At 70.9% G+C, this 25,353-nt stretch carries 25 protein-coding genes; 22 read left to right on the top strand and 3 right to left on the bottom strand.

Annotated elements, in window-relative coordinates; translation table 11 throughout:
• Nucleotides 1-41: 41 nt before the first annotated feature.
• From ACWAUO_RS03205 to ACWAUO_RS03195, 3 genes are read left to right on the top strand one after another with little or no spacing between them, the layout of a single operon-like run.
• A complete protein-coding gene (locus ACWAUO_RS03205; RefSeq protein WP_460772989.1) occupies nucleotides 42-1,430 on the top strand; it encodes an FAD-binding oxidoreductase in 1,389 nt (462 codons plus the stop codon).
• Between the two features lies 1 nt (nucleotide 1,431).
• Nucleotides 1,432-1,950 (top strand): RpiB/LacA/LacB family sugar-phosphate isomerase, encoded by a 519-nt coding sequence (locus tag ACWAUO_RS03200; protein WP_460772988.1) that lies wholly within the window; start codon nucleotides 1,432-1,434, stop codon nucleotides 1,948-1,950.
• Between the two features lie 46 nt (nucleotides 1,951-1,996).
• Complete coding sequence (locus tag ACWAUO_RS03195; protein WP_460772986.1) at nucleotides 1,997-2,911, top strand: NADP-dependent oxidoreductase; 915 nt, start codon at nucleotides 1,997-1,999, stop codon at nucleotides 2,909-2,911.
• A 494-nt stretch (nucleotides 2,912-3,405) separates the two neighbouring features.
• Here ACWAUO_RS03195 and ACWAUO_RS03190 read toward each other — a convergent pair whose 3' ends face one another.
• The gene (locus ACWAUO_RS03190) at nucleotides 3,406-4,782 is read right to left on the bottom strand and encodes an NADP-dependent succinic semialdehyde dehydrogenase (RefSeq protein ID WP_460772985.1); all 1,377 of its coding nucleotides are present in this window, start codon (nucleotides 4,780-4,782) and stop codon (nucleotides 3,406-3,408) included.
• Nucleotides 4,783-4,916: 134 nt separating this feature from the next.
• Here ACWAUO_RS03190 and ACWAUO_RS03185 point away from each other — a divergent pair, with 134 nt between their 5' ends.
• From ACWAUO_RS03185 to ACWAUO_RS03155, 7 genes are all read left to right on the top strand, one after another.
• A complete protein-coding gene (locus ACWAUO_RS03185; protein WP_460772983.1) occupies nucleotides 4,917-5,615 on the top strand; it encodes a GntR family transcriptional regulator in 699 nt (232 codons plus the stop codon).
• Between the two features lie 117 nt (nucleotides 5,616-5,732).
• Entirely contained in the window at nucleotides 5,733-6,728 is a 996-nt protein-coding gene (locus tag ACWAUO_RS03180) for an ABC transporter substrate-binding protein (protein ID WP_460772982.1), read from the top strand.
• Nucleotides 6,725-7,507 (top strand): ABC transporter permease, encoded by a 783-nt coding sequence (locus ACWAUO_RS03175; protein WP_460772980.1) that lies wholly within the window; start codon nucleotides 6,725-6,727, stop codon nucleotides 7,505-7,507. The genes ACWAUO_RS03180 and ACWAUO_RS03175 overlap by 4 nt, the downstream gene beginning before the upstream one ends.
• On the top strand, nucleotides 7,504-8,265 hold the full coding sequence (locus ACWAUO_RS03170; protein ID WP_460772979.1) for an ABC transporter permease: 762 nt from the start codon (nucleotides 7,504-7,506) through the stop codon (nucleotides 8,263-8,265). The genes ACWAUO_RS03175 and ACWAUO_RS03170 overlap by 4 nt, the downstream gene beginning before the upstream one ends.
• A 10-nt stretch (nucleotides 8,266-8,275) precedes the next feature.
• Nucleotides 8,276-9,067 carry an ABC transporter ATP-binding protein gene (locus ACWAUO_RS03165; RefSeq protein ID WP_460772977.1) on the top strand — a complete coding sequence of 264 codons (792 nt, stop codon included), beginning with the start codon at nucleotides 8,276-8,278 and terminating at the stop codon, nucleotides 9,065-9,067.
• Nucleotides 9,068-9,103: 36 nt separating this feature from the next.
• Nucleotides 9,104-10,111: an ornithine cyclodeaminase family protein gene (locus ACWAUO_RS03160; protein WP_460772976.1), complete on the top strand. Its 1,008-nt coding sequence runs from the start codon at nucleotides 9,104-9,106 to the stop codon at nucleotides 10,109-10,111.
• Nucleotides 10,112-10,159: 48 nt separating this feature from the next.
• On the top strand, nucleotides 10,160-11,179 hold the full coding sequence (locus tag ACWAUO_RS03155; RefSeq protein ID WP_460772974.1) for a dihydrodipicolinate synthase family protein: 1,020 nt from the start codon (nucleotides 10,160-10,162) through the stop codon (nucleotides 11,177-11,179).
• Between the two features lie 3 nt (nucleotides 11,180-11,182).
• Here the strand turns inward: ACWAUO_RS03155 and ACWAUO_RS03150 are convergent, their stop codons facing one another.
• Complete coding sequence (locus tag ACWAUO_RS03150) at nucleotides 11,183-11,845, bottom strand: TetR/AcrR family transcriptional regulator (RefSeq protein ID WP_460772972.1); 663 nt, start codon at nucleotides 11,843-11,845, stop codon at nucleotides 11,183-11,185.
• A 186-nt stretch (nucleotides 11,846-12,031) separates the two neighbouring features.
• Between ACWAUO_RS03150 and ACWAUO_RS03145 the strand changes: the two genes are divergently transcribed.
• From ACWAUO_RS03145 to ACWAUO_RS03105, 9 genes are all read left to right on the top strand, one after another.
• A complete protein-coding gene (locus ACWAUO_RS03145) occupies nucleotides 12,032-13,630 on the top strand; it encodes an FAD-binding oxidoreductase (RefSeq protein WP_460772971.1) in 1,599 nt (532 codons plus the stop codon).
• Between the two features lie 103 nt (nucleotides 13,631-13,733).
• The gene (locus ACWAUO_RS03140) at nucleotides 13,734-14,501 is read left to right on the top strand and encodes a cyclase family protein (RefSeq protein WP_460772969.1); all 768 of its coding nucleotides are present in this window, start codon (nucleotides 13,734-13,736) and stop codon (nucleotides 14,499-14,501) included.
• 48 nt (nucleotides 14,502-14,549) lie between these two features.
• Complete coding sequence (locus ACWAUO_RS03135) at nucleotides 14,550-14,843, top strand: putative quinol monooxygenase (RefSeq protein WP_460772968.1); 294 nt, start codon at nucleotides 14,550-14,552, stop codon at nucleotides 14,841-14,843.
• 1 nt (nucleotide 14,844) lies between these two features.
• The gene (locus tag ACWAUO_RS03130) at nucleotides 14,845-15,813 is read left to right on the top strand and encodes a fumarylacetoacetate hydrolase family protein (RefSeq protein ID WP_460772966.1); all 969 of its coding nucleotides are present in this window, start codon (nucleotides 14,845-14,847) and stop codon (nucleotides 15,811-15,813) included.
• 72 nt (nucleotides 15,814-15,885) lie between these two features.
• Nucleotides 15,886-16,824 (top strand): LysR family transcriptional regulator, encoded by a 939-nt coding sequence (locus ACWAUO_RS03125; protein ID WP_460772964.1) that lies wholly within the window; start codon nucleotides 15,886-15,888, stop codon nucleotides 16,822-16,824.
• 107 nt (nucleotides 16,825-16,931) lie between these two features.
• Nucleotides 16,932-17,660, top strand: a complete 729-nt coding sequence (locus ACWAUO_RS03120) for an SDR family NAD(P)-dependent oxidoreductase (RefSeq protein WP_460772963.1) — start codon at nucleotides 16,932-16,934, stop codon at nucleotides 17,658-17,660.
• A 177-nt stretch (nucleotides 17,661-17,837) separates the two neighbouring features.
• Complete coding sequence (locus ACWAUO_RS03115) at nucleotides 17,838-18,986, top strand: sugar ABC transporter substrate-binding protein (RefSeq protein ID WP_460772961.1); 1,149 nt, start codon at nucleotides 17,838-17,840, stop codon at nucleotides 18,984-18,986.
• Nucleotides 18,983-20,593 (top strand): sugar ABC transporter ATP-binding protein, encoded by a 1,611-nt coding sequence (locus tag ACWAUO_RS03110; protein ID WP_460772959.1) that lies wholly within the window; start codon nucleotides 18,983-18,985, stop codon nucleotides 20,591-20,593. The genes ACWAUO_RS03115 and ACWAUO_RS03110 overlap by 4 nt, the downstream gene beginning before the upstream one ends.
• Nucleotides 20,590-21,609, top strand: a complete 1,020-nt coding sequence (locus tag ACWAUO_RS03105) for an ABC transporter permease (protein ID WP_460772957.1) — start codon at nucleotides 20,590-20,592, stop codon at nucleotides 21,607-21,609. The genes ACWAUO_RS03110 and ACWAUO_RS03105 overlap by 4 nt, the downstream gene beginning before the upstream one ends.
• 126 nt (nucleotides 21,610-21,735) lie before the next feature.
• On the opposite strand, the gene ACWAUO_RS03100 is transcribed toward ACWAUO_RS03105, so the two are convergent.
• Nucleotides 21,736-22,527, bottom strand: coding sequence for an IclR family transcriptional regulator (locus tag ACWAUO_RS03100; RefSeq protein WP_460772955.1), 792 nt, complete (start codon nucleotides 22,525-22,527; stop codon nucleotides 21,736-21,738).
• A 119-nt stretch (nucleotides 22,528-22,646) separates the two neighbouring features.
• On the opposite strand from ACWAUO_RS03100, the gene ACWAUO_RS03095 reads away from it, so the two are divergent.
• Genes ACWAUO_RS03095 through ACWAUO_RS03085 form a run of 3 tightly spaced genes read left to right on the top strand, consistent with a single transcriptional unit; the run spans nucleotide 22,647 to nucleotide 25,260 of the window.
• On the top strand, nucleotides 22,647-23,423 hold the full coding sequence (locus ACWAUO_RS03095) for a CoA transferase subunit A (RefSeq protein WP_460772953.1): 777 nt from the start codon (nucleotides 22,647-22,649) through the stop codon (nucleotides 23,421-23,423).
• A gap of 2 nt (nucleotides 23,424-23,425) precedes the next feature.
• On the top strand, nucleotides 23,426-24,079 hold the full coding sequence (locus tag ACWAUO_RS03090; RefSeq protein ID WP_460772951.1) for a CoA transferase subunit B: 654 nt from the start codon (nucleotides 23,426-23,428) through the stop codon (nucleotides 24,077-24,079).
• Nucleotides 24,076-25,260: an acetyl-CoA C-acetyltransferase gene (locus ACWAUO_RS03085; RefSeq protein WP_460772950.1), complete on the top strand. Its 1,185-nt coding sequence runs from the start codon at nucleotides 24,076-24,078 to the stop codon at nucleotides 25,258-25,260. Before ACWAUO_RS03090 ends, ACWAUO_RS03085 begins: the two co-directional genes overlap by 4 nt.
• Nucleotides 25,261-25,353: the final 93 nt, after the last annotated feature.

The following is a 25,353-nucleotide window of genomic DNA, read 5'->3' as shown; positions in this document are numbered from 1 at the left end:
GGCCGCTTCCCGCTTCCTATGCTCACCACGGAGGTTCAACGATGACCCAGACTGCTCCCGTCTTCACCGGGCGGCTCGTGACGCCGGCCGACGCCGACTTCGACGAGGCCGTCCTCGGCCGTGTCTTCAACCACCGGCGCCCCGCGCGTCGCCCCGACGCCGTCCTCCTCGCCCAGACCGAGGACGACATCGTCGCAGGTGTCCGCCTGGCCAAGGAGCGCGGCTGGCAGGTCGCGGTCCGCTCCGGCGGGCACGCCTGGGCGGCGTGGAGCGTCCGTGACGGCGGCCTGCTCATCGACCTCGGCGACTACCGCGGCATCGACTTCGACGAGGCGACCGGCATCGTCAGCGCCACCCCCTCCACGAAGGGCGGGGAGGAGCTGAGCCCGTTCCTCGAGGAGCGCGGCCGGTTCTTCAACGGCGGCCACTGCCCGACGGTGGGCATCGGCGGGTTCCTCCTCCAGGGCGGCCAGGGCTGGAACCAGCGCGGCTGGGGCTGGGCGGCCGAGAGCGTCGTCGCGGTCGACGTCGTCACCGCCGACGGCGAGCTGGTCCGCGCCGACGCGACGCAGCACAGCGACCTGTACTGGGCGGCGCGCGGCGCCGGCCCGTCCTTCCCGGGCGTGGTGACCCGGTTCCACCTGCAGACCCGACCCATCTACGGCGGGCTCGCCCACACGGTGCAGGCGTTCCGCCCGGAGGAGTTCACCGAGGTGATGACGTGGATGTACGACGCCACCACCCGCATCCCCGACAACGTCGAGATCGTGGTCGTCGGGCAGTACCTGCCCGACGAGCAAGGTGAGCCCGGCGAGCTCGGCTTCGTGGTGACCGGGCTCGCGTTCGGCGACGACCTCGCCCACGCCCAGGCCTCGCTCGCGATCTTCAACGAGAACCCGGCACTGCCGCGGGCGATCATGGTGAAGGATGCCGCGCCGTCCACGCTCGCCGAGCAGCGCGCCGAGCAGCTCCGCGCGAACCCGGAGGAGCACCAGTGGCTCAACGACAACATCTGGGTCGAGGGCGACGCTGCCGAGATCGTCGAGCGCATCCGCCCGATGTTCACCGAGCTGCCGACCAAGAAGGCGTTCACCATCTGGATGTCGAACACGCCCACCCGGCCGCTGCCCGACATGGCCTTCAGCCTGCACACCGGCGCCTACGTCGCGACATACTGCTGCTACGAGGACCCCGCCGAGGAGGACGCGAACCGCGCCTGGATGCGGCAGGTGTACGCCGGCGCGCAGCCGGTGACCGCCGGGCAGTACCTCGGCGACAGCGACTTCACCGCCCGCCAGGTGAAGTTCATGTCGGACGACAACTTCGCGAAGCTGCAGCAGATCATCGCCGACCGCGACCCCGACGGCCGCTTCGTCCGTTATCTGGCGAAGGACCCCGCCACCCTGAACCGAAACCACTGGGAGCTGTGACATGACCCGCATCCACATCGCCGCCGACCACGGCGGCTACGAGCTCGCCCGCGCACTGGAGACCCGCGCGACGGCGGCCGGCTACGACGTCGTCTGGCACGGCTCCGACGCGCCGGACCCGGGCGACGACTACCCGGTCTACGCCGTGCGCCTCGGCACCGCGGTCGTGACCGACCAGGACGCCGGCGTCGACGCGTTCGGCGTGCTCGTCGTCGACGAGGGCTTCGCCGGCGTCGTCGCCGCGAACAAGGTCAACGGCGTCCGCGCCGTCCCCGCCGCATCCCCGCGCTCCGCCGCCACCACGCGCGAGGTCATCGACGCCAACGTGCTCGTGCTCGAGGGCATCGCGTGGGAGGAGAACGCGTGGCTCACGCTGCACGCGTTCATCATCACCGGCATGCCGCACGTGGTCGACAACGGTCGGCGTATCCTCCAGATCGAGGAGTACGAGAACGCCGGCACGATCGAGGGCTGGGCCGTGCAGCTCGAGCCCGAGCAGATCGCCGTCCGGCACGAGTGACCGGCCCCGCCGGCATCCGATCACCCCACCGCTTCGAGGAGGAACGATGACGCGCGCAGCGCTGTACGACGAGACCGGCGGTCCCGAGGTCCTGTACGTCGGTGACGTCCCCGACCCCGAACCCACCCCCGGCCACGTCGTGGTGCGGGTGCACGCCGCCGGACTGAACCCGTTCGACGCCAAGGTGCGCAGCGGCTTCATCCCGATGCAGACGCCGTTCCCGCGCCGGATCGGCGCGGACCTGGCGGGCACCGTCGAGGCCGTGGGGGAGGGCGCCGTCTACTGGGACGGCACGCCGATCCAGGTCGGCGACGAGGTGCTCGGCCGCGGCGCCGGCGCCGTCGCCGAGCGCGCGGTCGCGCAGGCCGAGGGGCTCACGCGCCGGCCGGAGGGGCTGCCGGTCGAGGTCGCCGCGGGGCTCAACGTCGCCGCGCTGACGGCCGTGTCGCTGCTCGAGACCGTGCCCGCCGGTGAGGGCGACGTGGTGCTCGTGGGCGGCGCGGCCGGCGCCGTCGGCCTCATCGCCGCGCAGCTCGCGGTCGCCAAGGGCGCACGCGTGATCGGCACCGCATCCGAGCGGAACCACGACCTCCTGCGTTCGGTGGGCGTCGAGCCGGTCGCGCACGGCGACGGCATGGTGGACCGCCTGCGCGAGTACGCCCCGTTCACGCTCGTGTACGACTGCCACGGCCGCGGGGCGCTGGACGCGGGCGTCGAGCTCGGTGTGCCGGTGGACCGCATGGTCGCGATCGCCGCCTACGACGCGATCGACGAGCTCGGCGTGCACAACGTCGAGCGGGAGGCCCGCACCGCCGAGAACCTCGCGTGGGTCGCCGAGGAGATCGCCGCCGGCCGCCTCGTGGTGCCCGTCGCTGCGACGTACCCGCTGGACGAGGTCGCCGCCGCGTTCGCCGCCATGGAAGGCGCCCACGCCCCCGGGAAGATCATCGTCACCGCCTGAGCGCGGTCCCAGGCGCGACCGGAGGATGCCGCATCCTCCGGTCGCGCCTTCGTGTTCGGTCGCAACGGCGTGCCGGTGTGCGCGTGTGTTCGGGTGTGCCCGGCCGCATGCGTCGCGTCCGCCGTGCACAACTGCGGAGATGATGCGCGACACGCCGGGGGATCGGGGGCCGGATGCGGCGTGTCGGGCACGGACTCCGCAGTTGTGCACGCGTGGGCCGCCGTGGGGCCTGCCCGCTCCGGACTGTTCGTGCGGCGTCGCCGTCCCGCATGCGTCGCGTCCGCCGTGCACAGCTGCGGAGATGACGCGCGACACGCCGGGGGATCGGGGGCCGGATGCGGCGTGTCGGGCACGGACTCCGCAGTTGTGCACGCGCGGGCCGCACGTTCGGCCGCACCGAAGTGCGGGCCTGCGCCCGTGTCACCCGCCAACGCAGCGACCGGGCGGAGGGGCCCATCGGCTCCCTCCGCCCGGTCGCGTGTCGGATGCGGCTGTCAGGCCTTCCAGACCGTCTTGAGGTTGCAGAACTCGCGGATGCCGGCGGCGGCGAGTTCGCGGCCGACGCCGGAGTCCTTCACACCGCCGAAGGGCAGCTCGGGGTACGAGGCGGTCATGCCGTTGACGAAGACCGCGCCGGCGTCCATGTTGCGCACGAACCAGGCCTCCTCCTCGGCGTCGTTCGTCCACACGGCCGAGCTCAGACCGAAGGTCGTGCCGTTCGCGATCCGGAGGGCCTCGTCGCGGTCGGCGACCCGGTACACGGTCGCGACCGGCCCGAAGGCCTCCTCGAGGTAAAGCCGCATGTCGGTGGTGATGTCGGTGAGCACGGTCGGCTGGTAGAACCACCCGGCGCGGTCGGGGGCGAAGCCGCCGGTGAGCACCGTGGCGCCCTTGGACACCGCATCCTCGACCTGCTCGGCGAGCTCCTGCCGGCCCGACTCGGTCGCGACCGGCCCGACGTCGGTGCCCTCGTCGAGCGGGTCGCCCACCTTCAGCGCGGCGACCTTCTCGGCGAACAGGCGGGTGAACTCGTCGAAGACGTCGGTGTGCACGATGAACCGCTTCGCGGCGATGCACGACTGCCCGTTGTTCTGGTTGCGGGCGGTGACCGCGACGGTCGCGGCGCGCTCGATGTCGGCCGAGGGCATCACGACGTAGGGGTCGGAGCCGCCGAGCTCGAGCACGACGTGCTTCACCTCGGAACCGGCGATCGAGGCGAGCGAGCGGCCGGCCGGCTCGGAACCGGTGAGCGTCGTGGCCTTCACGCGCGGGTCGCGGAGCACCTTCTCGACCCGGGATGCGGGGATGAGCAGCGTGTGGAACGCCCCGGCCGGGAAGCCGGCGCGCTCGAAGAGCGTGTCGAGGTAGAGCGCAGCCTGGGGCACGTTGGACGCGTGCTTGAGCAGGCCGGTGTTGCCGGCCATGAGGGCCGGCCCGGCGAAGCGCAGCACCTGCCAGAAGGGGTAGTTCCAGGGCATCACGGCGAGCACGATGCCGATGGGGGCGTACTGGGTGCCGGCTGCGGATGCGCCGACCTTCGACGGATCGTCCAGCGGCTCCGGCGCGAGGAACTCCTCGGCGTGGTCCGCGTAGAAGCGCAGGCCCTTCGCGCACTTGAGGATCTCGGCGCGGGCACCGACGATGGGTCGGCCCATCTCGATCGTGATGAGTCGGGCGAGCTGTTCGACGTCCTCCTCGAGCAGGTCGGCGGCGGTGTTCATCCAGGCCGCGCGCTGCGCGAACGTCGTCGACTTCAGCGCGGTGTAGGCGTCGTGCGCGGCGGCGATGCGGCGTTCGACCTCGGCGTCGTCGTGCGCCTCGAACTCCTGCTCGGTCAGGCCGGTGAACGGGTTGACGGTGGCGATGGGCATGGTGCTGCCTCCTCATCGAGTGGCGGGGTCGTGGGTGAGCGTATGTCCGGGCGACGGTTCCGTTCCACCGGAACCATCGATAGCTCACATGGCGTGGCGTACTGGTGGCCGACGAGGATATTGGATATCCAAGGATGATGGCCCAGGTGACCCCTCGACGCATGACCGATGAGGTCACTCGCATTCTGCACGATCGAATCGTGCGTGGCGAACTCCCGCCCGGCACGAAGCTCGACCTCGTCACCCTGGCCGAGGAACTCGGGGTCAGTCGCACGCCGCTGCGAGAGGCGGTGTTGCGGCTGGAGGCCTCCGGCCTCGTGGTGCGCCAGCCCTACCGGGGCGCGGTGGTCGCCGGTGTCGACGTCCAGCGGCTCGAAGAGGTCACGGCGCTGCGAATCGATCTGGAGGGACGCGCCGCGCTGCTGGCGGTGCCCCGGCTCGCGGACGCCACCATCGACGCCATGGTCGAGGTGCTCGATGACATCGAGGCGAAGCAGCACGACGACGACTTCTCGCCGGTCGGGTTCAACGAGCTGAACGCGACGTTCCATGACCTGCTGTATGCGGCGGCGGGCGCGCCACAGCTTCTGCGGCTCATCAACACGCTCTCCGCCGAGGCCGACCGCATCCGGCTGCACTTCGATCTGCGCTCCCCGCTCGCCGAGCAGTTCCACCGCGACATCGTCGAGGCGTGCCGTCGCCGGGATGCGGATGCGGCCGCGCTCGCCACCCGGCAGCACATCCTCGAGTCGTTCTTCGCGATGCGGGGCGGCGACCGGGATCCGGGCGACGGCATCCTCGCCCAGGTCCTGCGCGACTTCTCGCTGCGCTGACCGGGCGCCGCGCCGGCCAGGCCGCGGCCTGACGATGCCAGCCATCGTGCGCATGGATGCCCGGATACTGGATATTGGATATTCCTTGAACGACCTTCCAACGACGTAGGGAGCAGGATGACCCGCAACACGAAGACCGCCCTGGCTGCAGGAGCAGCCCTGGCGTTGACGCTGCTTGTGACCGGATGCGGCGCCGAGGCGACACCGTCGGCGGCCACGACCGACGCGGCCGAAGCGCAGGAGGTGCTCGAGATCACCGTGGGTGTCACGCCCATCGCGAACGCGGCCACGGTCTACCTCGCGAACGAGCTCGGATACTTCGAGGAGGAGGGTCTTGAGGTCACGCCGACGCTGATCCAGGCGGCGGCCGCCGCCATCCCGTCCCTCCTGAACGACGAACTGCAGTTCGCGCTGATCTCGCCCGTGCCGACGCTGACCGCAGTGTCCAAGGGGCTCGACCTGACGATCGCGGCGGTGAACGACCGGTACGGCTCCGGTGATGACTACGTCGATGCCGCCGCACTGGTGACCGCCCCCGGCAGCGGGATCGCCGAGGTGTCCGACCTTGCCGGCAAGACCGTCGCGGTCGTGGGCCTGAAGTCGGCGCCGGAGCTGGCGACGCGCCTCGCGCTCGAGGAGGCCGGTGTCGACGCCGACAGCGTCGAGTTCGTCGAGATCGCGATCCCCGACATGACGTCCGCCCTCGAATCCGACCGTGTCGACGCCGCCGTCATCACGGACCCATTCCTGTCGCAGGCGAAGGCCGCCGGCATGACCGTGCTGTCCCAGCCGTTCGTCGAAGGCATGGGCGGCCAGGTCGGCACGACCTGGGTGACCAGTGGTGCGTTCGCTGCCCAGCACCCCGACGCCGTCGAGGGGTTCGCCGACGCGATCGCGAAGGCGGTCGAGTATGCGATCGAGAACCCGGATGCGGTGCGCGAGATCATGGGCGAGTTCACGCAGCTGTCCGATGAGGCGCGTGCCGCGAGCCTCCTGCCGTTCTACTCGAGCGAGGTGGCACCCGCCGACCTGCAGTGGATCGCCGACGCCATGCACGAGCAGGGCTTCATCGCGGAGGCGTTCGACGCCGGGGGAGTGCTGTGGCAGCGATGACCGCAGTCGCCGGTCGGCGGCGGAGCTTCGTCGCGTGGAAGGTGGGCTTCGCGCTCGTCCTCCTCGTGGCGTGGCAGGCCGCCGCCGCCGGCGGGCGGGTCGGCGCCGTCCCGACCCCCGTCGAGGTCGGGGTCGCCCTGGGCGGCATCTTCCTCGACGGGTCGGTGTGGGCGCCGCTGGGCATCACGCTCGGGTCGTGGGCGATCAGTTTCGCGATCGCGGCCTGCGTGGGCGTCGTGATCGGGTTCGCGCTCGGACTCAGCCGGCTCGCCTATCGCATGACGGCGCCGGTGCTGGACTTCTGCCGCACCATCCCGCCGCTCGCGCTGATCCCGCTCATCGTGCTCATGTTCGGCACCGGCATGGAGAGCACGGTGTGGCTCGCGACCTTCGCCGCAGTGTGGGCGATCATGCTGCAGACCATCTACGGTGTGCGCGACGTCGACCCCGTCGCCCGCGACACCTACCGGTCGTTCCGGGTGCGTCGGCTGGACGTGCTCGGTCTGCTGGTGCTGCCGTCGGCGGCGCCGTACATCGCGACGGGGCTGCGGCTCGCCGCCGCCATCTGCCTGCTGCTCACCCTCAGCGTCCAGATCGTCATCGCCGCGCCGGGGATCGGGCAGCAGATCGTCGTCACCCAACTCGGCGGCGCGATCCCGCAGATGTACGCGTACATCGTGCTGGCAGGGCTCCTGGGCGTCGGGCTGAACGCCGTGTTCGTCTCGGCCGAGCGTGCGGCGCTCAGCTGGCACGTGTCCTACCGGAAGGTCGAGCAATGACCGCAGCCGTCCGCAACTTCGCCCTCGGGGTAATCGTCCCGATCGTCCTCGTCACGCTCTGGTGGTTCGCGAGCGAGGGGTCGACCTCCTTCTACTTCCCACCGCTGTCGCAGATCATCCAGACGTTCTTCGACCTCTGGGTCTTCAACCTCGTCGAGCTGCACGTGGTGCCGAGCCTCATCGCCATCGGGCTGGGTCTGTTGATCTCGATCGTCGTCGGCGTCGCGCTCGGCGTCGTGCTCGGCCTGGCACCGACCGCCGCGGAGGCGACCGGCCCCGTCCTGCAGTTCCTCCGCTACCTGCCGGCTGTGGCGCTGCTGCCCCTCGCGATCCAGCTCATCGGCATCGGCCTCGAGATGCGCGTCACCATCATCGTCCTGGGTGCGGTCTGGCCCATCCTCCTCAACACGATGGACGGCGTCCGCGGCGTCAGTCCGGCGATGCGCGACGTCGCCCGGTCGGTGCGCCTGCGCAAGATCGACTGGATCTTCCGTATCGTCCTGCCCGCGGCGAGCCCGCAGATCTTCGCCGGGATCCGGGCGAGTCTCGCGGTCAGCGTCGTGCTGATGGTCGCGAGCGAGCTGATGGGCTCGTCGCGGGGGATCGGCTACTTCATCCTCGAGGCGCAGCGCCAGTTCTCCATCCCGGAGATGTGGTCGGGGATGATCCTCCTCGGCCTCATCGGATACGTCCTCAATGTCCTGTACGGCGTCGTGGAGCACTACGTGCTCGCGTGGCACCGTCTGTCGCGCGGTTGAAAGGAATCCCATGAGCGACAACGAAAACCGGACGATCCTGTCCGTGCAGCAGCTGAAGAAGGGGTTCGGCGATCGCCAGGTGCTGGGTGACATCACCTTCACCGCGGATGCCGGGGAGTTCGTGTGCATCGTGGGTCCGTCCGGTGTCGGCAAGACGACGCTGCTGCGGAGTCTCGCCCAGCTCGCCGCACCCGACAGCGGCAGCGTCATGCTCGACGGGCGCGCGGTCACCGAGCCGCCCGAGCAGATGGCGGTCGTCTTCCAGGACTACAGCCGCTCCCTCATGCCGTGGATGCGGGTGGAGGCCAACGTCGCGCTGCCGCTGCGTCGCGCACGCCTCAGCAGGTCGGAACGGCGGGAACGGGTCCGGCAGGCGCTCGCCGACGTCGGGCTGCCCGACGCAGGGCACCTCTACCCGTGGCAGATGTCCGGCGGGATGCAGCAGCGCGTCGCGATCGCCCGTGCCCTGGCATACCGGCCCGAGGTGCTCATCATGGACGAGCCCTTCGCGTCCGTGGATGCGCAGACGCGCGCGGACCTCGAGGACCTCATGCTCGATCTCCGCAACCGGCTCGGGGTCACGATCGTGCTCGTCACGCATGACATCGACGAGGCGGTGTACCTCTCCGATACCGTGATCGTCATCTCGGGCCGACCGGCGACCGTCGCAGCGACCGTGCGCGTGCCGTTCGGACCGGTGCGGGAGCAGATCGCGACGAAGGCGACGCCGGAGTTCCTCGAGCTGCGCGCTCGCATCCACGAACTCATCATGCGGCCGCAGGAGCCGGCGCCGGCCGTGTGAGCCGGTGCCCGAGACGAAGAGAGAAGAGGTCCCCCGATGACCGACGACGGTTTCCTCGCAGACCCGCCGACGCTGTTCCTCACCGATGAGGACATCGCGGCGCTCGCCGACTGGGATGCGGCGATCGAGGCCCTGCGCGAGGCCTACGCCCGGCCGGACGACCCGGCCGCGACCCCCGAGCGGGCGGTCGCGACCACGGCGTCGGGCTGGCAGCGCGTCATGACCGCCGCCCCGCCCGGCGCCCGCTACGCCGGCTCGAAGACGATCTCGGCCGCGATCCGCAACGGCCTGGCGTCGTACCTCATCACGCTGTTCGACCAGCACGACTCACGCCTGGTCGCGCTGCTCGACGGCAACCGCATCACCGGCATCCGCACGGCCGCCACCGCCGCGGCCGCGCTCACCGCGCTGCTGCCCGACCGGCCGTTGACCGTCGCCGTCGTCGGCTCCGGGTTCGAGGCCCGCGCGCAGCTGCGCGCCGCATCCCGGGTCGCCTGCGTCGAGCAGGTGCGGGTGAGCAGCCCGACACCGGCCAACCGGGAACGGTTCGCCGCCGAGCTCTCCGAGGAGCTCGGGGTGCCGGTGGTCGCGACCGAGACCGCGGAGCAGGCGGTGCGCGGCGCCGACCTCGTGCTGTGCGCGGCCCGCTCCCGCGACGAGACGCCCACAGTGCTCGCCGACTGGGTCGTCCCCGACGCGACCGTCGTGTCGGTCGGATCGACCACCCCGTCGCAGAAGGAGCTCGACCCCGCGCTCGTGGGCCGGGCGTCGCTCATCGTCGCCGACGCGCTCGCCGAGGTGCTGCACGACTCCGGCGACATGATCGCCGCCCGCGCCGCCGGATTCGACCCGGATGCGGTCACCGTGCCGCTGCACGACCTGCTCGGCGGCCGCGTCGCCCGCCCGGAGCGCGGCATCGCGATCTACAAGTCCACCGGCAGCGGGTTCCAGGACATCGTCATCGCGGAGCTCCTGCACGAACGCGCCGTCGCAGCGGGCCGCGGCACGCCGCTGCCGGTCGGCATCCTCACCATCCGCAAGTAGCCGAGACCCACAGAGCACGTAGCCCGAGACCCACAGAGAAGGAACACCATGGCCGAATACACCAAGGGCGAGAGCCGGGACTGGGCGCGTGAGCGCCTGGTCGGAGCGATCAACTGCACGATCCCCTCGTTCACGAACGACCTGACCGCGATCAACGAGACCGCCATCCGGCACGACGTGCGCCTGGCGAAGCAGCACGGGTTCATCGGCAGCCTCGGCGTCTCCGAGGTGAGCATCACCCTGCCGGAGTACCTCGAGTTCCTCGAGATCATGAAGGACGAGGCGAACGGCGAGATGGTGATCGTCCACCACGCCAGCTGGAGCAACCTCGAACAGAACATCGCCGCCGTCAAGGGCGCCGAGGCCGCCGGTGCGGAGCTCGTGCTGCTGTCGTACCCGCCGAACTTCTACCCGGAGTCCGAGCAGGAGATCTACGACTACACGAAGGCCGTCTGCGACGCCACCAACCTCGCGGTGATCCTCTTCCCCATGTTCCTCTGGGGCTTCAACTCCCGCATCCACCCCTCCGACATCCCCGCCCGCCTCATCCGCCGCATGATCGACGACATCCCGAACATCGCCGTCATCAAGGCCGAGGGCGGGGCGCCGAGCATCATGGGCACGATCGAGGCGTACCGGAAGTTCCACAAGGACGTCGTCATCTCCTGCCCGATCGAGGGCGACCTGCTCACCCTCGGCCAGCTCATGCCGATCCAGCTCTCGGCGACCAGCGACCACGAGTTCTGGGGGCCGACCATCCCCGAGGCGATGCGGCTGCTGCGCGAGGAGAAGTTCGACGAGGTCACCGAGCTCTACTGGCGGATGCACCCGGCGCGGAAGGCGAAGGGCGCCGTCGCCGCGCAGTTGCACGGCGGGTTCTTCATCGACCGGCAGGCGTGGAAGTTCCAGGGGTGGCTGCAGGGCTACAACGGCGGTCCGCTGCGCACGCCGACCCAGCGCATCCACGACCCGCAGATGAACATGCTGCGCAAGGGCCTCATCGACTCCGGGTTCGAGCCGAGCATGGACCCGTTCCGCGAGTTCTTCATCGGCCGCAACCCGGCCTGACCCTCACCGTGCGGTGTGCTCGGTCCCGGCATCCGGGAACAGCCACCGCACGGCCGTCTCCTGCAGGTGGGCGACGAACGCGTCGTCGTCCACCTGCGGCCCGACATCCAGGGCCCGCGGCAGCGCGATGCGCGCCATGAGCGCCGCGAACACGATGCGGAAGCACGCCTGCACGTGCTCGGCGTCCGTGCTCCGCAGTGCCGCCGGATGCTGCAGCATGAGGTCGGTGAACAGCTCGGCGGTCCAGCGGCGGGCGTCGTGGGTCCGGGCCGCGACCTCCGGATCCTCCTCTGCACGACGGGCGATCTCGCGCAGGAACGGCTCGTGCTCGAGCGAGGTCCTCGCGATCGCGGCGACGGCGCCGCGGGCGGCCTCCTGCGCCGGCGCGCCGGCCCAGCGTGCGGGATCGAGCGCGTCCATCTGTCGCGCCCGCAGCGGCGCGAAGCCGTGCTCGAACACGGCGAAGTACAGCGCCTGCTTCGTGCGCACCCGCGCGTAGATCGCCGGCGGACTGACACCCGCGCGCCCGCAGATCGCCGCGATGGTGAACCCCGCGTATCCGGACTCCTCCAGGATCGCGAGCCCCGCGTCCAGGATGCGGTCCCATGCGGCCTGCGTGCGCTCCTGCTGCGGCGGGCGCACCTCGAGGTCGGGTCGACGGGTCACCCCCACAGCGTAGTGACGCCGCCCCAACGAGCCCGGCCGATGGGTCACCCCCACAGCGTAGTGACGCCGCCCCAACGAGCCCGGCCGATGGGAGCCATCCCGGAGGCGGATGGCTAAACCGTAGTGAGCGCTATAGTTTCGACCTCGCGGCATCCGCCGCTCTCGACGAGGAGAGAAGAGAGGCCCATGACCACACCCGAGTTCCTGCCCGCCGTCCAGAGCGCGGTCGCGCCCGAGGTCGTCCGCGACGCGCTCGCCGAGATCGCGGCGGCGATCGGCGTCGACCGCGTCCTCGGGGCGGACGACGCCGCCGAGTACCGCGACCCGTTCCAGCCCGTCGCGTGGGACGCGTTCGCCGCCGCCGGCGTCGTCCAGCCGGAGTCCGTCGAGGAGGTGCAGGCCATCGTCCGCATCGCCGGCGCCCACGGTGTGCCGATCTGGGCGCAGGGTCAGGGCCGCAACAACGGGTACGGCGGCGCGGCCCCGCGCGTCTCGGGCGGCATCACCCTGAACTACCGACGGATGAACAAGGTGCTCACGATCGACGAGGACCTCGGTTACGCGCTCGTCGAACCCGGCGTCAGCTTCCAGGACATGTACGACGCGCTCGAGGCGAGCGGCTCGCGGCTCATGGTGTCCGTGCCCGACCTCGGGTGGGGGAGCCTCGGCGGCAACTCGCTCGACAACGGGCTCACCTACCTCCCGCTCGGGCGCGACCATCAGGCGGTCTGCGGCCTCGAGGTCGTCACGGCCGACGGCGACCTGCTGCGCACCGGCATGGGCGCCATGGACGGCAACGCCTCCTGGAACCTCTACAAGCGCAGCCTCGGTCCGTCGCTGGACCAGCTGTTCATGCAGTCGAACCTCGGCGTGGTCACCAAGCTCGGCATCTGGCTCATGCCCAAGCCCGAGGTCATCACGCACGTGCACATCGACGCGCCCCGCGACGAAGACCTCATCCCGCTCGTCGACATCCTCCGCGATCTGCGCCTGGACGGCACGGTCGACGGTGTCCCCTGCATCCTGAACACCCTCCTCATCGCCTCCACGATCGCGCCGCGCTCGCACTGGGACGACTCCGACCCGTCTGTGCCGCTCACCGACGAGGCGATCGACCGCATCGCCGAGAGGATCGGGATCGGCCGCTGGCACCTCCGCCTCGCGCTCTACGGCGACCGCCCCGTCAACGCGTACAACCTCGCCAAGGTCGAGAAGGCCTTCGGGGTCATCGACGGGGTCCGCATCCGTTCCACGACGACCGGCCCCGAGGAGTGGGCGTCGCTGCCCGACCCGTCCGACCGCGTGTACGCGGGTGTGCCGAACCTGGACTGGAAGGACATGGGCGGCTGGTACGGCGGCGAGCACGGCGGACACATGAGCTTCGCCCCCGTCGCGCCGATGGTGGGGGAGAAGGTCTACGAGCTGCACCGGTGGATGCGGGAGAAGTTCGAGTCCCGCGGCATCGACCACACCGCCGACCTCATCGTGGTCGGCGCGCGCGCCATGGCCAGCGTCAACGGCGTCACCTTCGACTACGACGACGAGGAGGCCACCGCGAAGGCCTACCGGACGATGCAGGAGCTCGTCGTCGAGGCCGGGAAGATCGGCTACGGCGAGTACCGCGCGCACCTGCAGTTCATGGACCTCGCCCAGGAGCAGTACGCCTTCAACGGCCACGCCTACCGCCGGTTCGTCGAGCGGATCAAGGATGCGGTCGACCCGCAGGGCATCCTCAACCCCGGCCGCCACGGCATCTGGCCGGCGGCGCTGCGCCCCTCCCGCTGATCCGGGACAACCCGCTTCCGCCGATGCCTGCCATGGGCGGAAGCGGGTGTTCCCGTTCCGGGTCCGCGACCCAGGATGAAGAGTCAGACAAAGGAGTTCCCCTATGCGTTTCGTCGATCTCTCGATGCCGCTCGATGACGTGGTCCCCGTCGACCCGCCCTTCCTCCGCCCCAAGATCGAGTACAAGGACCACATCGCCGGTCGCAAGGACATGGAGGCGATGTACGGCATCCGTCCGGACCAGCTGCTCGACGAGCAGGGCCTGGCCGCCGAGACCGTCACGATCACCACGCACGCGGGCACGCACGTCGACGCGCCGTGGCACTACCACCCGACCATGAACAACGGCGAGAAGGCCTGGACGATCGACGAGGTGCCGCTCGACTGGTTCTTCCGTCCGGGTGTGAAGCTCGACCTGCGTCACCTGCCCAGCGGGCACCTGGTGACCCCGGCCGACATCGACGCCGAGCTCGCCCGGATCGGGCACGAGCTGCAGCCGTTCGACATCGTCCTCGCGCACACCGTCGCCTCCGCCGCCTACGGCCGCGACGACTACATCGACACCGGCATCGGGTTCGGCCGCGAGGCGACCCTGCACCTGACCGGCAAGGGCGTCCGCGTGGTCGGCACCGACGCGTGGGGCTGGGACCTGCCCATCGTCGACAACCGCCGCGTCTTCGAGGAGACCGGCGACCCCGCCGTCGTGTGGGAAGGCCACAAGGCGGGCGCCGAGGTCGGCTACTGCCAGATCGAGAAGCTCCAGAACCTCGAAGAGCTGCCCGCCACCGGCTTCACCGTCGCGTGCTTCCCCACCAAGGTGCGAGGCGCGTCGGCGGGCTGGACCCGCGCGGTCGCCATCTTCGACGAATGATCCGCCGGGGCGACCGCCCCGCACGAACCACCTGAGAAAGGAACCACCATGGCCTTCGTCTGCAGCGCAACCTGGATCGCCAAGCCCGGCGAGGAGGACACCGTCCGCGACGCCCTCGAGAAGCTCTCGCCCGCCTCCCGTGACGAGCCCGGCAACCTCTACTACCAGGCCTACCAGAGCCCGGAGGAGCCGAACATCTTCCGCATCTTCGAGGTCTACGTCGACGAGGACGCCTTCAAGGCGCACGCCACCTACCCCCACTTCGAGCAGTGGGCGCTCGGTCAGGCGATCCCGGTCCTCGAGACCCGCCAGCGCGACTTCTACGAGACCCTGGACTTCTGAGATGGCGCAGTACGCCCGCTACGTGGGGACCAACGGGATGGTCCACACGGGGCGGCTGCAGCACGGCCGCATCCAGGACATCCCGGGCGACCCCGGCATCCTCGACCTGCTCACCATGCCCGAGGAGCGTCGCCGCGACCTCGACGTGCGGGCCGGTCGGATGCAGAAGCTCCCGATCCAGGACGCCACGCTCGCGGTCCCGGTCGAGCCGCGCGCCATGCGCGACTTCCTCGTCTTCGAGGCGCACATCGCGGGCATGAAGAAGAACGAGCCGGGTGACGGCAGCGTGCCGCCGCAGTGGTACGAGGCGCCGGCGTTCCTCTTCATGAACCCGTGGTCGGTCGTGCCGAGCGGTGCCGACATCCCGATGCCGCCGTTCACGAAGAAGCTCGACTTCGAACTCGAGGTCGCCATGATCGTGAAGAACACGGTGCGCGACGTGCCCATCGAGGAGGCGCACGAGCACATCGCCGGGTTCTGCCTGCTCAACGACTGGAGCGCCCGCGACATCCAGGGCAACGAGATGCGCGTCGGCCTCGGGCCCAACAAGGGCAAGGACTTCGCGAACACACTGGGACCGTGGATCACCACGCCCGACGAGCTCGAGCAGTACCGCGAGGGCGACCGCTACGCGCTGGAGATGTCCGTCGCGATCAACGGGGAGGTCGTCGGCACCGACAACCTCCGCAACATGTCCTGGTCGTTCGAGGAGATGCTCGTGCACGCCTCGCGCGACGCCTGGGTCGGCCGCGGCGACGTGCTCGCCACCGGCACCGCGTCGCAGGGCGCGCTCTCCGAGCGCTGGGCCCGCGCGGGCGGCGAGCTCGTCATCCCGCCGCTGCAGGTCGGCGACGTCGTGACGATGACCGTCCAGGGGCTCGGCACGATCGAGAACCGCATCGTCGAGACGGCGAGCCCCGGGTACACCGTGCCGCCGGCACGGCGCACCTACGGGCCCGACCGCCTCTGAGCCGTCGCCTCCGCCTCCTCGCACGCTCCTCGGTAAGCTGACCGGGGAGCGTGTGAGGAAGCGGAGGTGCACATGGGAGATCTCCGCGGCGTGGACATCAACCTCATCGTCGTGCTCGACGCCATCCTCACCGAACGCAGCCTCACGCGAGCCGGTGAGGCGATCGGCCTCACCCAGCCCGCCGTGAGCGGGGCGGTCGCCAAGCTCCGCAAGCTCCTCGACGACCCGCTGCTGGTGCGCAACGGCCGCACCTACGACCTCACCCCGCGCGCGCTCGCGCTCGAACCGGTCGTGCGCGCAGCGATGTCAGAGGTCGGTCGCACCTTCAACCTGCGGCCGTTGTTCGACCCGGCCACGAGCGACCGGCAGTTCCGCATCAGCGCGTCGGACTACGCGCTGTCGGTCATGACCGGACCACTGCTGCGGATGCTGGAGGAGCAGGCCCCCGGCGTCTCGATCGAGTTCTCGTCGCTGAACAACATCGAGCCGGTCGACCTCCTCCGTGAGGACGTCGCGATCGCCTCGGCGGCGCACGGCGTGCCCGGCAAACGCCAGTCCCTGTTCTCCGACGCGATGAGCTGCATCGTCCGCCGCGACCACCCGAGGCTCGTCGACGGCGCGCTCACGATCGACGATCTCCGCGAGACGCCGTACGTGAAGGTGGTGCTGGCCGAGCACGTGACGACGTTCTCGGACGACGCGCTCGCCGCCGCATCCGTCCACCCGCCGGTCGCCCGCACGGTGCCCGGGTTCCTGCCGGTGCCGTTCCTCGTGGCGGACACCGACATGTACGCGTTCGTGCCCACTCGCGTCGCCGACCGGTACGGCGCGCAGCTCGGGCTCGCGGTCGCCCGCACGCCGGTGCCGATCCCGACGCTCGTCGAGTCCGCGTTCTGGCACCCGTCCCGCAACGACGACCCCGCCCTGCGGTGGCTGCTCGGCATCCTCCGGGCGGTCGCCGAGCGCGTCGAGTTCGACGCGGAGGAGGCCGCCGAGGCGCTCGGGGCGTGAGCCCCGCCCGGCGATGACTGCCATCCCCGTCGCGGGGTTCACCGCGGCCGCCGGCGCTCCCTAGCGTGAGCGCATGCGTCCGCGCCGCGGACCGGAGGAGGAACGCCATGCCGTCCGTCGAGTCCAGCCCTCGCGTCGCGATCGTCACCGGCGCTTCGCGGGGCATCGGTGCCGCGATCGTCGAGCGGCTGCGCCGTGGCGGCGCGGTCGTGGCGAACCTCGACGTCATCGAGCCGCCCGCCGCACGCGAGGGTGTGCTCGACGTGCGCTGCGACATCGCCGACCCGGATGCGGTGGCCGCCGCCGTGCGGCGGGTCGCCGCCGAACTCGCCCCGCCGGCGGTCGTGGTGCACTGCGCGGCGTTCCAGATGACGGCGCCGTTCGACACGCTCGACCCCGCCGACTGGGAGCGCACGTTCCGCGTGAACGTCGACGGCGCGTTCCACCTCATCCGGGCCGCGCTGCCGTCGCTACGGGATGCGGCCGACCCGCGCATCGTCGTGATCACCTCGTCGAGCTTCTTCACCCCGCCCGCCGGCATGAGCCACTACATCGCCAGCAAGGGCGCGCTGACCGGACTCGTGCGCGCCCTCGCGACCGAGCTCGGCCCCGACGGGATCACGGTGAACGCCGTCGCACCGGGACTGACCCGGACGGAGAAGGCCGCGCAGGACGTCCCCGCCGCGCACTTCGACCTCGTCCGCAGCCGGCAGGCCGTGCCGCGCACCGGAGAACCCGACGACATCGCCGCCGCCGTGGCCTTCCTCACCTCGCCCGATGCCGCCTTCATCACCGGCCAGACGATCCTCGTCGACGGCGGCGAAGCGCGGAACTGAGACCGTCGCGGTTTCCCCTAGGCTCATTGCAGCCGGCGATGCCACCCATCACGTGCCCCACGTTCCCGAACCCTGCGTGGCCTGGTGTGATGAGGTGCTGGCATCGACGCCAGTACCCGACGAGGCGATGGAGCCGTGCCCGCGGCCCCGCGCCTCCTGACACAGCAGGAGTGTCTCGTGAGATCACCCAAGAAGTACGCGATCGCGGCTGCCGTCTTCGCAGCCGCCCTCTCGCTCACCGCATGTAGCACCGGTGACGCCACCGACGACGCGGCCGGCGGCGACAGCGGGGCCGAGCTCAGCGCCGAGGCCCAGGCTGCGCTCGACCGCGCCTACGAGGGCGTCGGCTCCGACCTCGCCGAACTCCCCGCCGTGACCGTCGAGGAGGGCCTGAACTTCTACGTCATGTCCTGCGGCGAGTCGAACCCCACCTGCTCGGCGCCCGCCGCGGCCATGGCCGACGCCGCTGAGACCGCCGGCTGGAACGCCACCATCGTCGACGGCAAGCTCAGCCCCGAGGGCTTCGCGACCGCGATCCGCCAGGCCGTCGCCGGTGGTGCGGACGTGCTCGTCCCGGTCGGCATCAGCTGCTCCGCCGCGCAGGCCGCCTTCCAGGAGGCGAAGGACGCCGGCGTCACCATCGTCGGCGGTGGCGGCGTGGACGACTGCTCGCCCCAGCTCTGGGACTCCGAGCGCCTCTGGCTCGAGGACGCACCGGTCCCCAGCCCCTTCATGGCGATCGGCATGCTGCAGGCCGACTACGTCTTCGGCAAGACGAACGGCGACCCCAAGACCGTCGTCGTCAACATGACCAGCAACCCCTGGGGCCAGCTGGTGACCGACGCCTACCAGGCCGAGCTCGAGGAGCTGGGTGCCGGTGAGGTGCTCGAGATCGTCGACATCTCCGACGTGGAGAGCGCGGACGGTTCGATGAACCAGAAGATCGTCAGCGCGCTGATGGCCAACCCGGAGGCGAACTCGCTCGTCATGCCGACCGACGGCTACCTCGTGGGCGGTCTCGCCGCCGCCATCGACCAGGCCGGCCTCGCCGACAAGATCATCTCCGTCGGCGGCTTCGGCTCGGAGGCGGCCATCGACATGATCCGCAACGGTCAGCCGGGCATCACCGCGACCATCGGCCAGGCGCAGATCTGGGAGTCCTGGGGCTCCGTCGACACCGCGATCCGCGCCCGCGCCGGCGAGGAGCCGGTGTTCATCGGTCAGTCGCTGCAGGCCGTGGACAAGGACCACAACCTGCCCGACGCGGGTCCGTACGACGGCTCGATCGACTGGAAGTCCAAGTTCCTCGAGGCGTGGGGCAAGTGACCAACACCTCGGCGAACCCGGGGGCGGCAGGGGTTTCCCCTGCCGCCCCCGGCGGTCCGGACCGCTCCGGGCTCGCGCTCCGCATCCGCGACCTCGACAAGAGCTTCTCCGGCACCCGCGCCCTGAACCACGTCTCCCTGAACGTCCGCCGCGGCACCGTCCACGCCCTGCTCGGCGGGAACGGCTCCGGCAAGTCGACGACCATCAAGATCCTCGCCGGCGTCTACGAGGCCGACGGCGGCGACCTGGAGATCTTCGGCGAGAACTTCGACCTGCAGGGGTACACCCCCGCCACGGCGCAGCGTGCGGGGCTGCGGTTCGTGCACCAGGACCTCGGCCTGTTCGACGACCTCTCGATCGAGGAGAACTTCGCCCTCGACAACGGCTACCCCCGCCGTGGCCCCGGCATCGACTGGAAGCACCTGCGTGCCCACGTCACCTCGGTGCTGCGCGAGTACGAACTCGACCTCGACCCCCGGACCCCGGTGCGGAACCTCCGCCCGTCCGACCAGACCATGGTCGCGATCGCCCGCGCCCTGCAGGACCAGGACGCGTCGCAGGAACTCCTGCTCGTGCTCGACGAGCCAACGGCCCGACTGGCCGCACAGGAGTCCGAGGTGCTGCTGGAGCGGGTGCGACGCCGCGCCGAGCAGGGACAGACCGTCATCATCGTGAGCCACCGCCTCCGCGAGGTGCTGGCCGTCTGCGACGACTACACCGTCTACCGCGACGGTCGCGTCGCCGGCGAGCTCGTCGCAGCATCCCCCTCCGAAGACGAACTCATCGAGATCATGGCCGGCCGCGCCGTGAAGGCGCTCCGCCCCACCGGCGAGGCGTCGCACGCCGACCGCAGCCCGGTGTTCTCCGTGTCGGGGCTGCGAGGCGGTCCCGTCCGCGGGATCGACTTCACCGTCCACAAGGGCGAGATCCTCGGACTCGCCGGCCTCGTCGGCTCCGGCCGCTCCAGCGTGCTGAAGATGATCTTCGGCGAGTACGCACCGGACGCCGGGACCATGACGATGTCGGGGGCCGACTACCGCCCGTCGACCATCGGCGACGCCATGCGCGCCGGGGTCGCACTCGTGCCCGAGGACCGCGGCGGCGAGGCGGCGTTCCCCGACCAGACCGTCACCGAGAACCTCGCGGTGGCCGTCTACGGTGAGAACTTCACCCGCGGGGTCATGCCGCGCGGGCGCGAGCACGGCGCAGCCGAGACCCTCATCGCGGACTTCGGCGTGAAGGTCGCAGGACCCGACGCGCTCTTCTCGTCGATGTCCGGCGGCAACCAGCAGAAGGTCGTGCTGGCCCGATGGATGCAGCGGAACCCGAAGCTGCTGCTCCTGGACGAGCCGACGCAGGGTGTCGACGTGATGAGTCGCGCCGACATCTACGCCATCATCCGCCGTGCCGCGGCGGAGGGCTGCGCGGTCGTCGTCGCCTCGAGCGACCTGGGTGAGATCCACGCCCTGTGCGACCGCACCCTCATCCTCAGCCGCGGGAAGATCTCCGACGAGGTCGCCGCCGGCACCCTCGACGTGGACGGGCTCACGAGCCTCGTGCTGCGCGAGAAGAACGTACCCGACGCCCCCACGGAGGCCCAGCAATGACCCAGACGAGCACCCCGCCGGCTTCGGCGACCGTCTCCATCCCGGTGAAGCGCACCCCGACGCCCCTGCGGCTGCTGGAGAACTTCGCCCTGCCGCTGCTGGCGATCGTGGTCTACGCGTTCTTCGCGTTCTTCCCGCTGTCGTCCGCGTCGTTCCCGACGATGAACAACCTCGCGGTGATCCTGGGCAGCCAGGCCGTGGTGGCGCTCATCGCGATCGCGGCGCTGTTCCCGCTCATCTGCGGCTACTTCGACTTCTCGCTCGGCGCGGTCGCGGTGATGGCGCAGGTCATGACCGCCGGCCTCATGTCGGTGTTCGGGCTGCCGCTGTGGCTGTCGATCGCGATCTCGCTCGTGCTCGGCACCCTCGTCGGCGTGCTGAACGGCTTCTTCGTCACGAAGCTGAACATGAGCCCGTTCGTCACCACCCTCGGCATGTCGATGCTGCTGGCGGGCCTCATGAGCTGGTTCACCGGCGGGCAGACGTTCGTGAGCGGCATCGACCCGGCACTCATCAAGTTCGGCTCGACGCGACTGCTCGGCATCCCGGTGGCGTTCTTCATCACGCTGATCGTCGCCGCCATCGCCTGGTACTTCTTCACCCACACCCCGTACGGCCGCTCGCTCTACGCGATCGGCTCGAACGCGACCGCCGCGAAGCTCGTCGGTCTGCCGGTGTCGAAGAACGTCTGGTGGAGCTTCATCATCGCCGGGTTCATCTCGGGCCTCGCGGGCGTGCTGCAGCTCGCCCGGGTCGGCAGCGCCACCGCCTCCGACGGCGGCGCGCTGCTCTTCCCGGCGCTGGCCGCGGTGTTCCTGGGTGCCACGGCGATCCGCCCCGGCTTCTTCAACGTGATCGGCACGATCATCGGCGCGATCTTCGTCTCGGTCTCGGTGAGCGGTCTCGCGCTCTCGGGTGCGAGCGGCTGGGCGTCGAACGTGTTCAACGGTGTCGCGCTGCTGGCGGCCGTGGGCCTGTCGACCTACCTCGGTCGCAAGCACCGCGCCGGCAAGTAGCCGCTCCCGTCCACCCCATTCGCCGAGCCACCCCCTTCTCTGCGACCCACCCCTCTTCCTGCTGCAGGAACGGGGGTGGCTCGCGGAAAAGGGGGTGGCTCGGCGTCGTCGTGCGTGGGCGGGCGGTCAGCGCGTGGCGGCGATGCGGGTCGAGAGCTGGTGCGCGTGCGCCAGCAGGATGCGGCCGAGCTCGGCGATCCGGTCGGGCGTGTACCGGAACTGCACGCCGGTGAGGCTCAGCGCCCACTGCGGGTCGCCGTCGCGGGTGAAGACCGCCGCGCCGAGGCCGTAGCTGCCCTCGACGATGAGGCCGGGGTTGATCGCGAAGCCGCGCTCCGCGGTCTCGGCGAGCCGTGCCCGCAGCCGCGGCTCGCTGTGCGCCGTCCCCCACCGCTCCGCCAGCTCGGGGTGCCGCTCGAGGTAGGCGTCCACATCGTGGGGTGGGAGGAACGCGAGGATCGCCAGCCCCGCCGACGCGACGCCCAGCGGGAACCGCACGCCCTCCGAGAGCACGAACGAGCGGATGGGGAAGCTCCCTTCCTCGCGCAGCAGGCACACGGTCTCGTCGCCGCGGCGGACGGAGAGGAACGCGCTCTCCTCGGTGCGCACCGCGAGCGAGCGCACGATGTCGCGCGCGGTCGCGGTGATGTCGTACCGGGCGGCGGCGACCGTGCCCATCAGGTACACCTCGGGGCCCACCACCCAGTTGCCGGACCGGGCGTCCTGGTCGACGAGCCCCTCCTGGCGGAGGGCACTGAGGATGCGGTGGGCCGTGGGTCGCGAGAGCGACGCCGCAGCCGCGAGCTCGCCGGTCGTGGCGCCCGCGGTGCCCGCGCCGGTGACGAGGCGGAGCAGGGTCGCCGCGCGTCGAACCGCCTGCGCGCCGGTGACGGTGCTCCTTGTCTCGTGTGTGTCCACGATGTGGACGCTACGCCGTCGCGGTTCCACATGGCAAACGCGGGGTGGGTGTTCCGCGGCCGCCGGGCGCAGGGTGGGATCGGGCCGCGAGGGCCCTGATCCGGCACGAAGGAGTTTGCGTGATCGACAAACAGGTGGCCTCCGCCGCGGAGGCGGTGGCCGACATCCCGAGCGGGGCGAGCCTCGCCGTCGGCGGGTTCGGCCTCTCCGGCAATCCCATGATCCTCATCGAGGCGCTGCTCGCCCAGGGCGCGAGCGACCTCAGCATCGTCTCGAACAACTGCGGCGTCGACGACTGGGGGCTCGGCATCCTGCTGAACGCCCACCGCATCCGCAAGATGACCTCGTCGTACGTCGGCGAGAACAAGGAGTTCGAGCGGCAGTTCCTCAGTGGTGAGCTCGAGCTCGAGCTCACCCCGCAGGGCACGCTCGCCGAGAAGCTCCGCGCCGGCGGGTCCGGCATCGCCGCGTTCTACACCCAGACCGGCGTCGGCACGCAGGTCGCCGAGGGCGGGCTGCCCCGCCGCTACGCCGCCGACGGCTCGATCGCCGTCGCCTCGCCGGTGAAGGACGTCCGCACGTTCGACGTCGACGGCACCGAGCGCGAGTACGTGCTCGAGGAGGCGATCGTCACCGACTTCGCGCTCGTGCACGCCGCGGTCGGCGACCGACACGGCAACCTCGTGTTCAACAAGGCCGCGCGCAACTTCAACCCGCTCGCGGCGATGGCGGGCAAGGTCTGCATCGCGCAGGTCGAACGGCTCGTCGAGCCCGGCGAGATCGATCCGGATGCGGTGCACCTGCCCGGTGTGTTCGTGCACCGTGTCGTCGAGGTCGGCACCGACATCGAGAAGCGCATCGAGAAGCGCACCGTCCGCACCGAGGGAGGGGAGTGAGCATGGGCCTCACACGCGAGCAGATGGCCGCCCGGGCGGCGCAGGAGCTGCACGACGGGTCGTACGTGAACCTCGGCATCGGGCTGCCGACCCTCGTGCCGAACTACGTGCCGGACGACGTCACGGTCGTGCTGCAGTCGGAGAACGGCATCCTCGGCGTCGGGCCGTACCCGACCGAGGACGCCGTCGACCCCGAGATGATCAACGCCGGCAAGGAGACCGTGACGGTGCTCCCGGGGGCCTCGATCTTCGACTCCGCGACGAGCTTCGGCATGATCCGCGCCGGCAAGATCGACGCCGCCATCCTCGGCGCCATGCAGGTCTCCGCCGGTGGGGACCTGGCGAACTGGATGATCCCGGGCAAGATGGTGAAGGGCCCGGGCGGCGCCATGGACCTCGTCCACGGTGCGGGCCGCGTCATCGTGCTCATGGAGCACACCGCGAAGGACGGCTCGCCGAAGATCGTGGACGAGTGCTCGCTGCCGCTCACCGGCCGCGGCGTGGTCGACCGCATTATCACCGACCTCGCCGTGATCGACGTGACCAGCGAGGGGCTCGTGCTCGTCGAGACCGCACCCGGCGTCACGGTCGACGAGGTCGTCGCGGCCACCCAGCCCGAGCTCGTCATCCGCCTCGAAACGAAGGAGAAGGCATGAACACCGACGACGTCGTCATCGTCGCAGCCGCCCGCACCCCGCAGGGCCGCCTGAAGGGCCAGCTGTCCTCGTTCACCGCGCCGCAGCTCGGGTCGCTCGCGATCAAGGGCGCCCTCGAGAAGGGCGGCATCCCCGCATCCGGCGTCGACGCCGTGCTGATGGGGCAGGTGCTCGCCGCCGGCAGCGGCCAGAACCCGGCACGCCAGGCCGCGATCGGTGCCGGCATCGGCTGGGACGTGCACGCGGGCTCGGTCAACAAGGTGTGCCTGTCCGGGCTCACGACCATCATCGACGCCGCCCGCATGATCCGCGCGGGTGACGCGACCGTCGTGGTCGCCGGCGGCATGGAGTCCATGACCCGCGCCCCGCACCTGCTGATGGGCTCGCGCGACGGGTGGTCGTACGGCACGGTCGAGGTGCTCGACCACATGGCCTACGACGGACTCACCGACGCGTACGACCAGGAGAGCATGGGCCTGTCGACCGAGCGGCACAACGAGCGCTACGAGCTCACCCGTGAGGACCAGGATGCGGTCGCCGCCCGCTCCCACCAGCGCGCCGCCGCGGCGTACGACGCCGGGATCTTCGACGCCGAGCTCGTCACCGTCGAGGTGCCGCAACGCAAGGGCGACCCGGTGCTGGTCACCCGCGACGAGGGCATCCGGCCGGAGACCACGGTCGAGACGCTCGCGAAGCTCCGCCCCGCGTTCTCGAAGGACGGCAGCATCACCGCCGGCAACTCGTCGCAGATCTCGGACGGCGCGTCCGCGGTCGTGCTCACGACGCGCGCCCACGCCGACGCCCAGGGCTGGACGGTGCTCGCCGCCGTCGGCGCCCCCGGGCAGGTCGCCGGCCCGGACAACACGCTGCATGCGCAGCCGGCCCGCGCGATCGCGAAGGCGCTGGAGAAGCAGGGCATCACGGCCGCCGACCTCGACCTGGTCGAGATCAACGAGGCGTTCGGCGCCGTCGTGGCCCGGTCGCAGCGCGAGCTGGGCCTCGGCGACGACGTCGTGAACCCGCACGGCGGCGGCATCGCCATCGGGCACCCGGTGGGCGCGAGCGGCAACCGTCTCGTCGTGCACGCGGTGCACGAGCTCGTCCGCCGCGGCGGCGGCACCGCTGCCGTCGGCCTGTGCGGCGGCGGCGGTCAGGGCGAGGCGCTCATCCTCACCCGCTGACCGCATCCCGCCCTCGCGGTCTCGAGGTCTCGCGGTCTCGCGGTGTCGCGGTGTCGCGGTGTCGCGGTGTCGCGGTGTCGCGGTGTCGCGGTC

It is taken from the genome of Microbacterium sp. GXF7504 (assembly GCF_054798235.1).
Note: the sequence above shows the minus strand (reverse complement) of the source record. Positions and strands in the feature narration are given on the sequence as shown.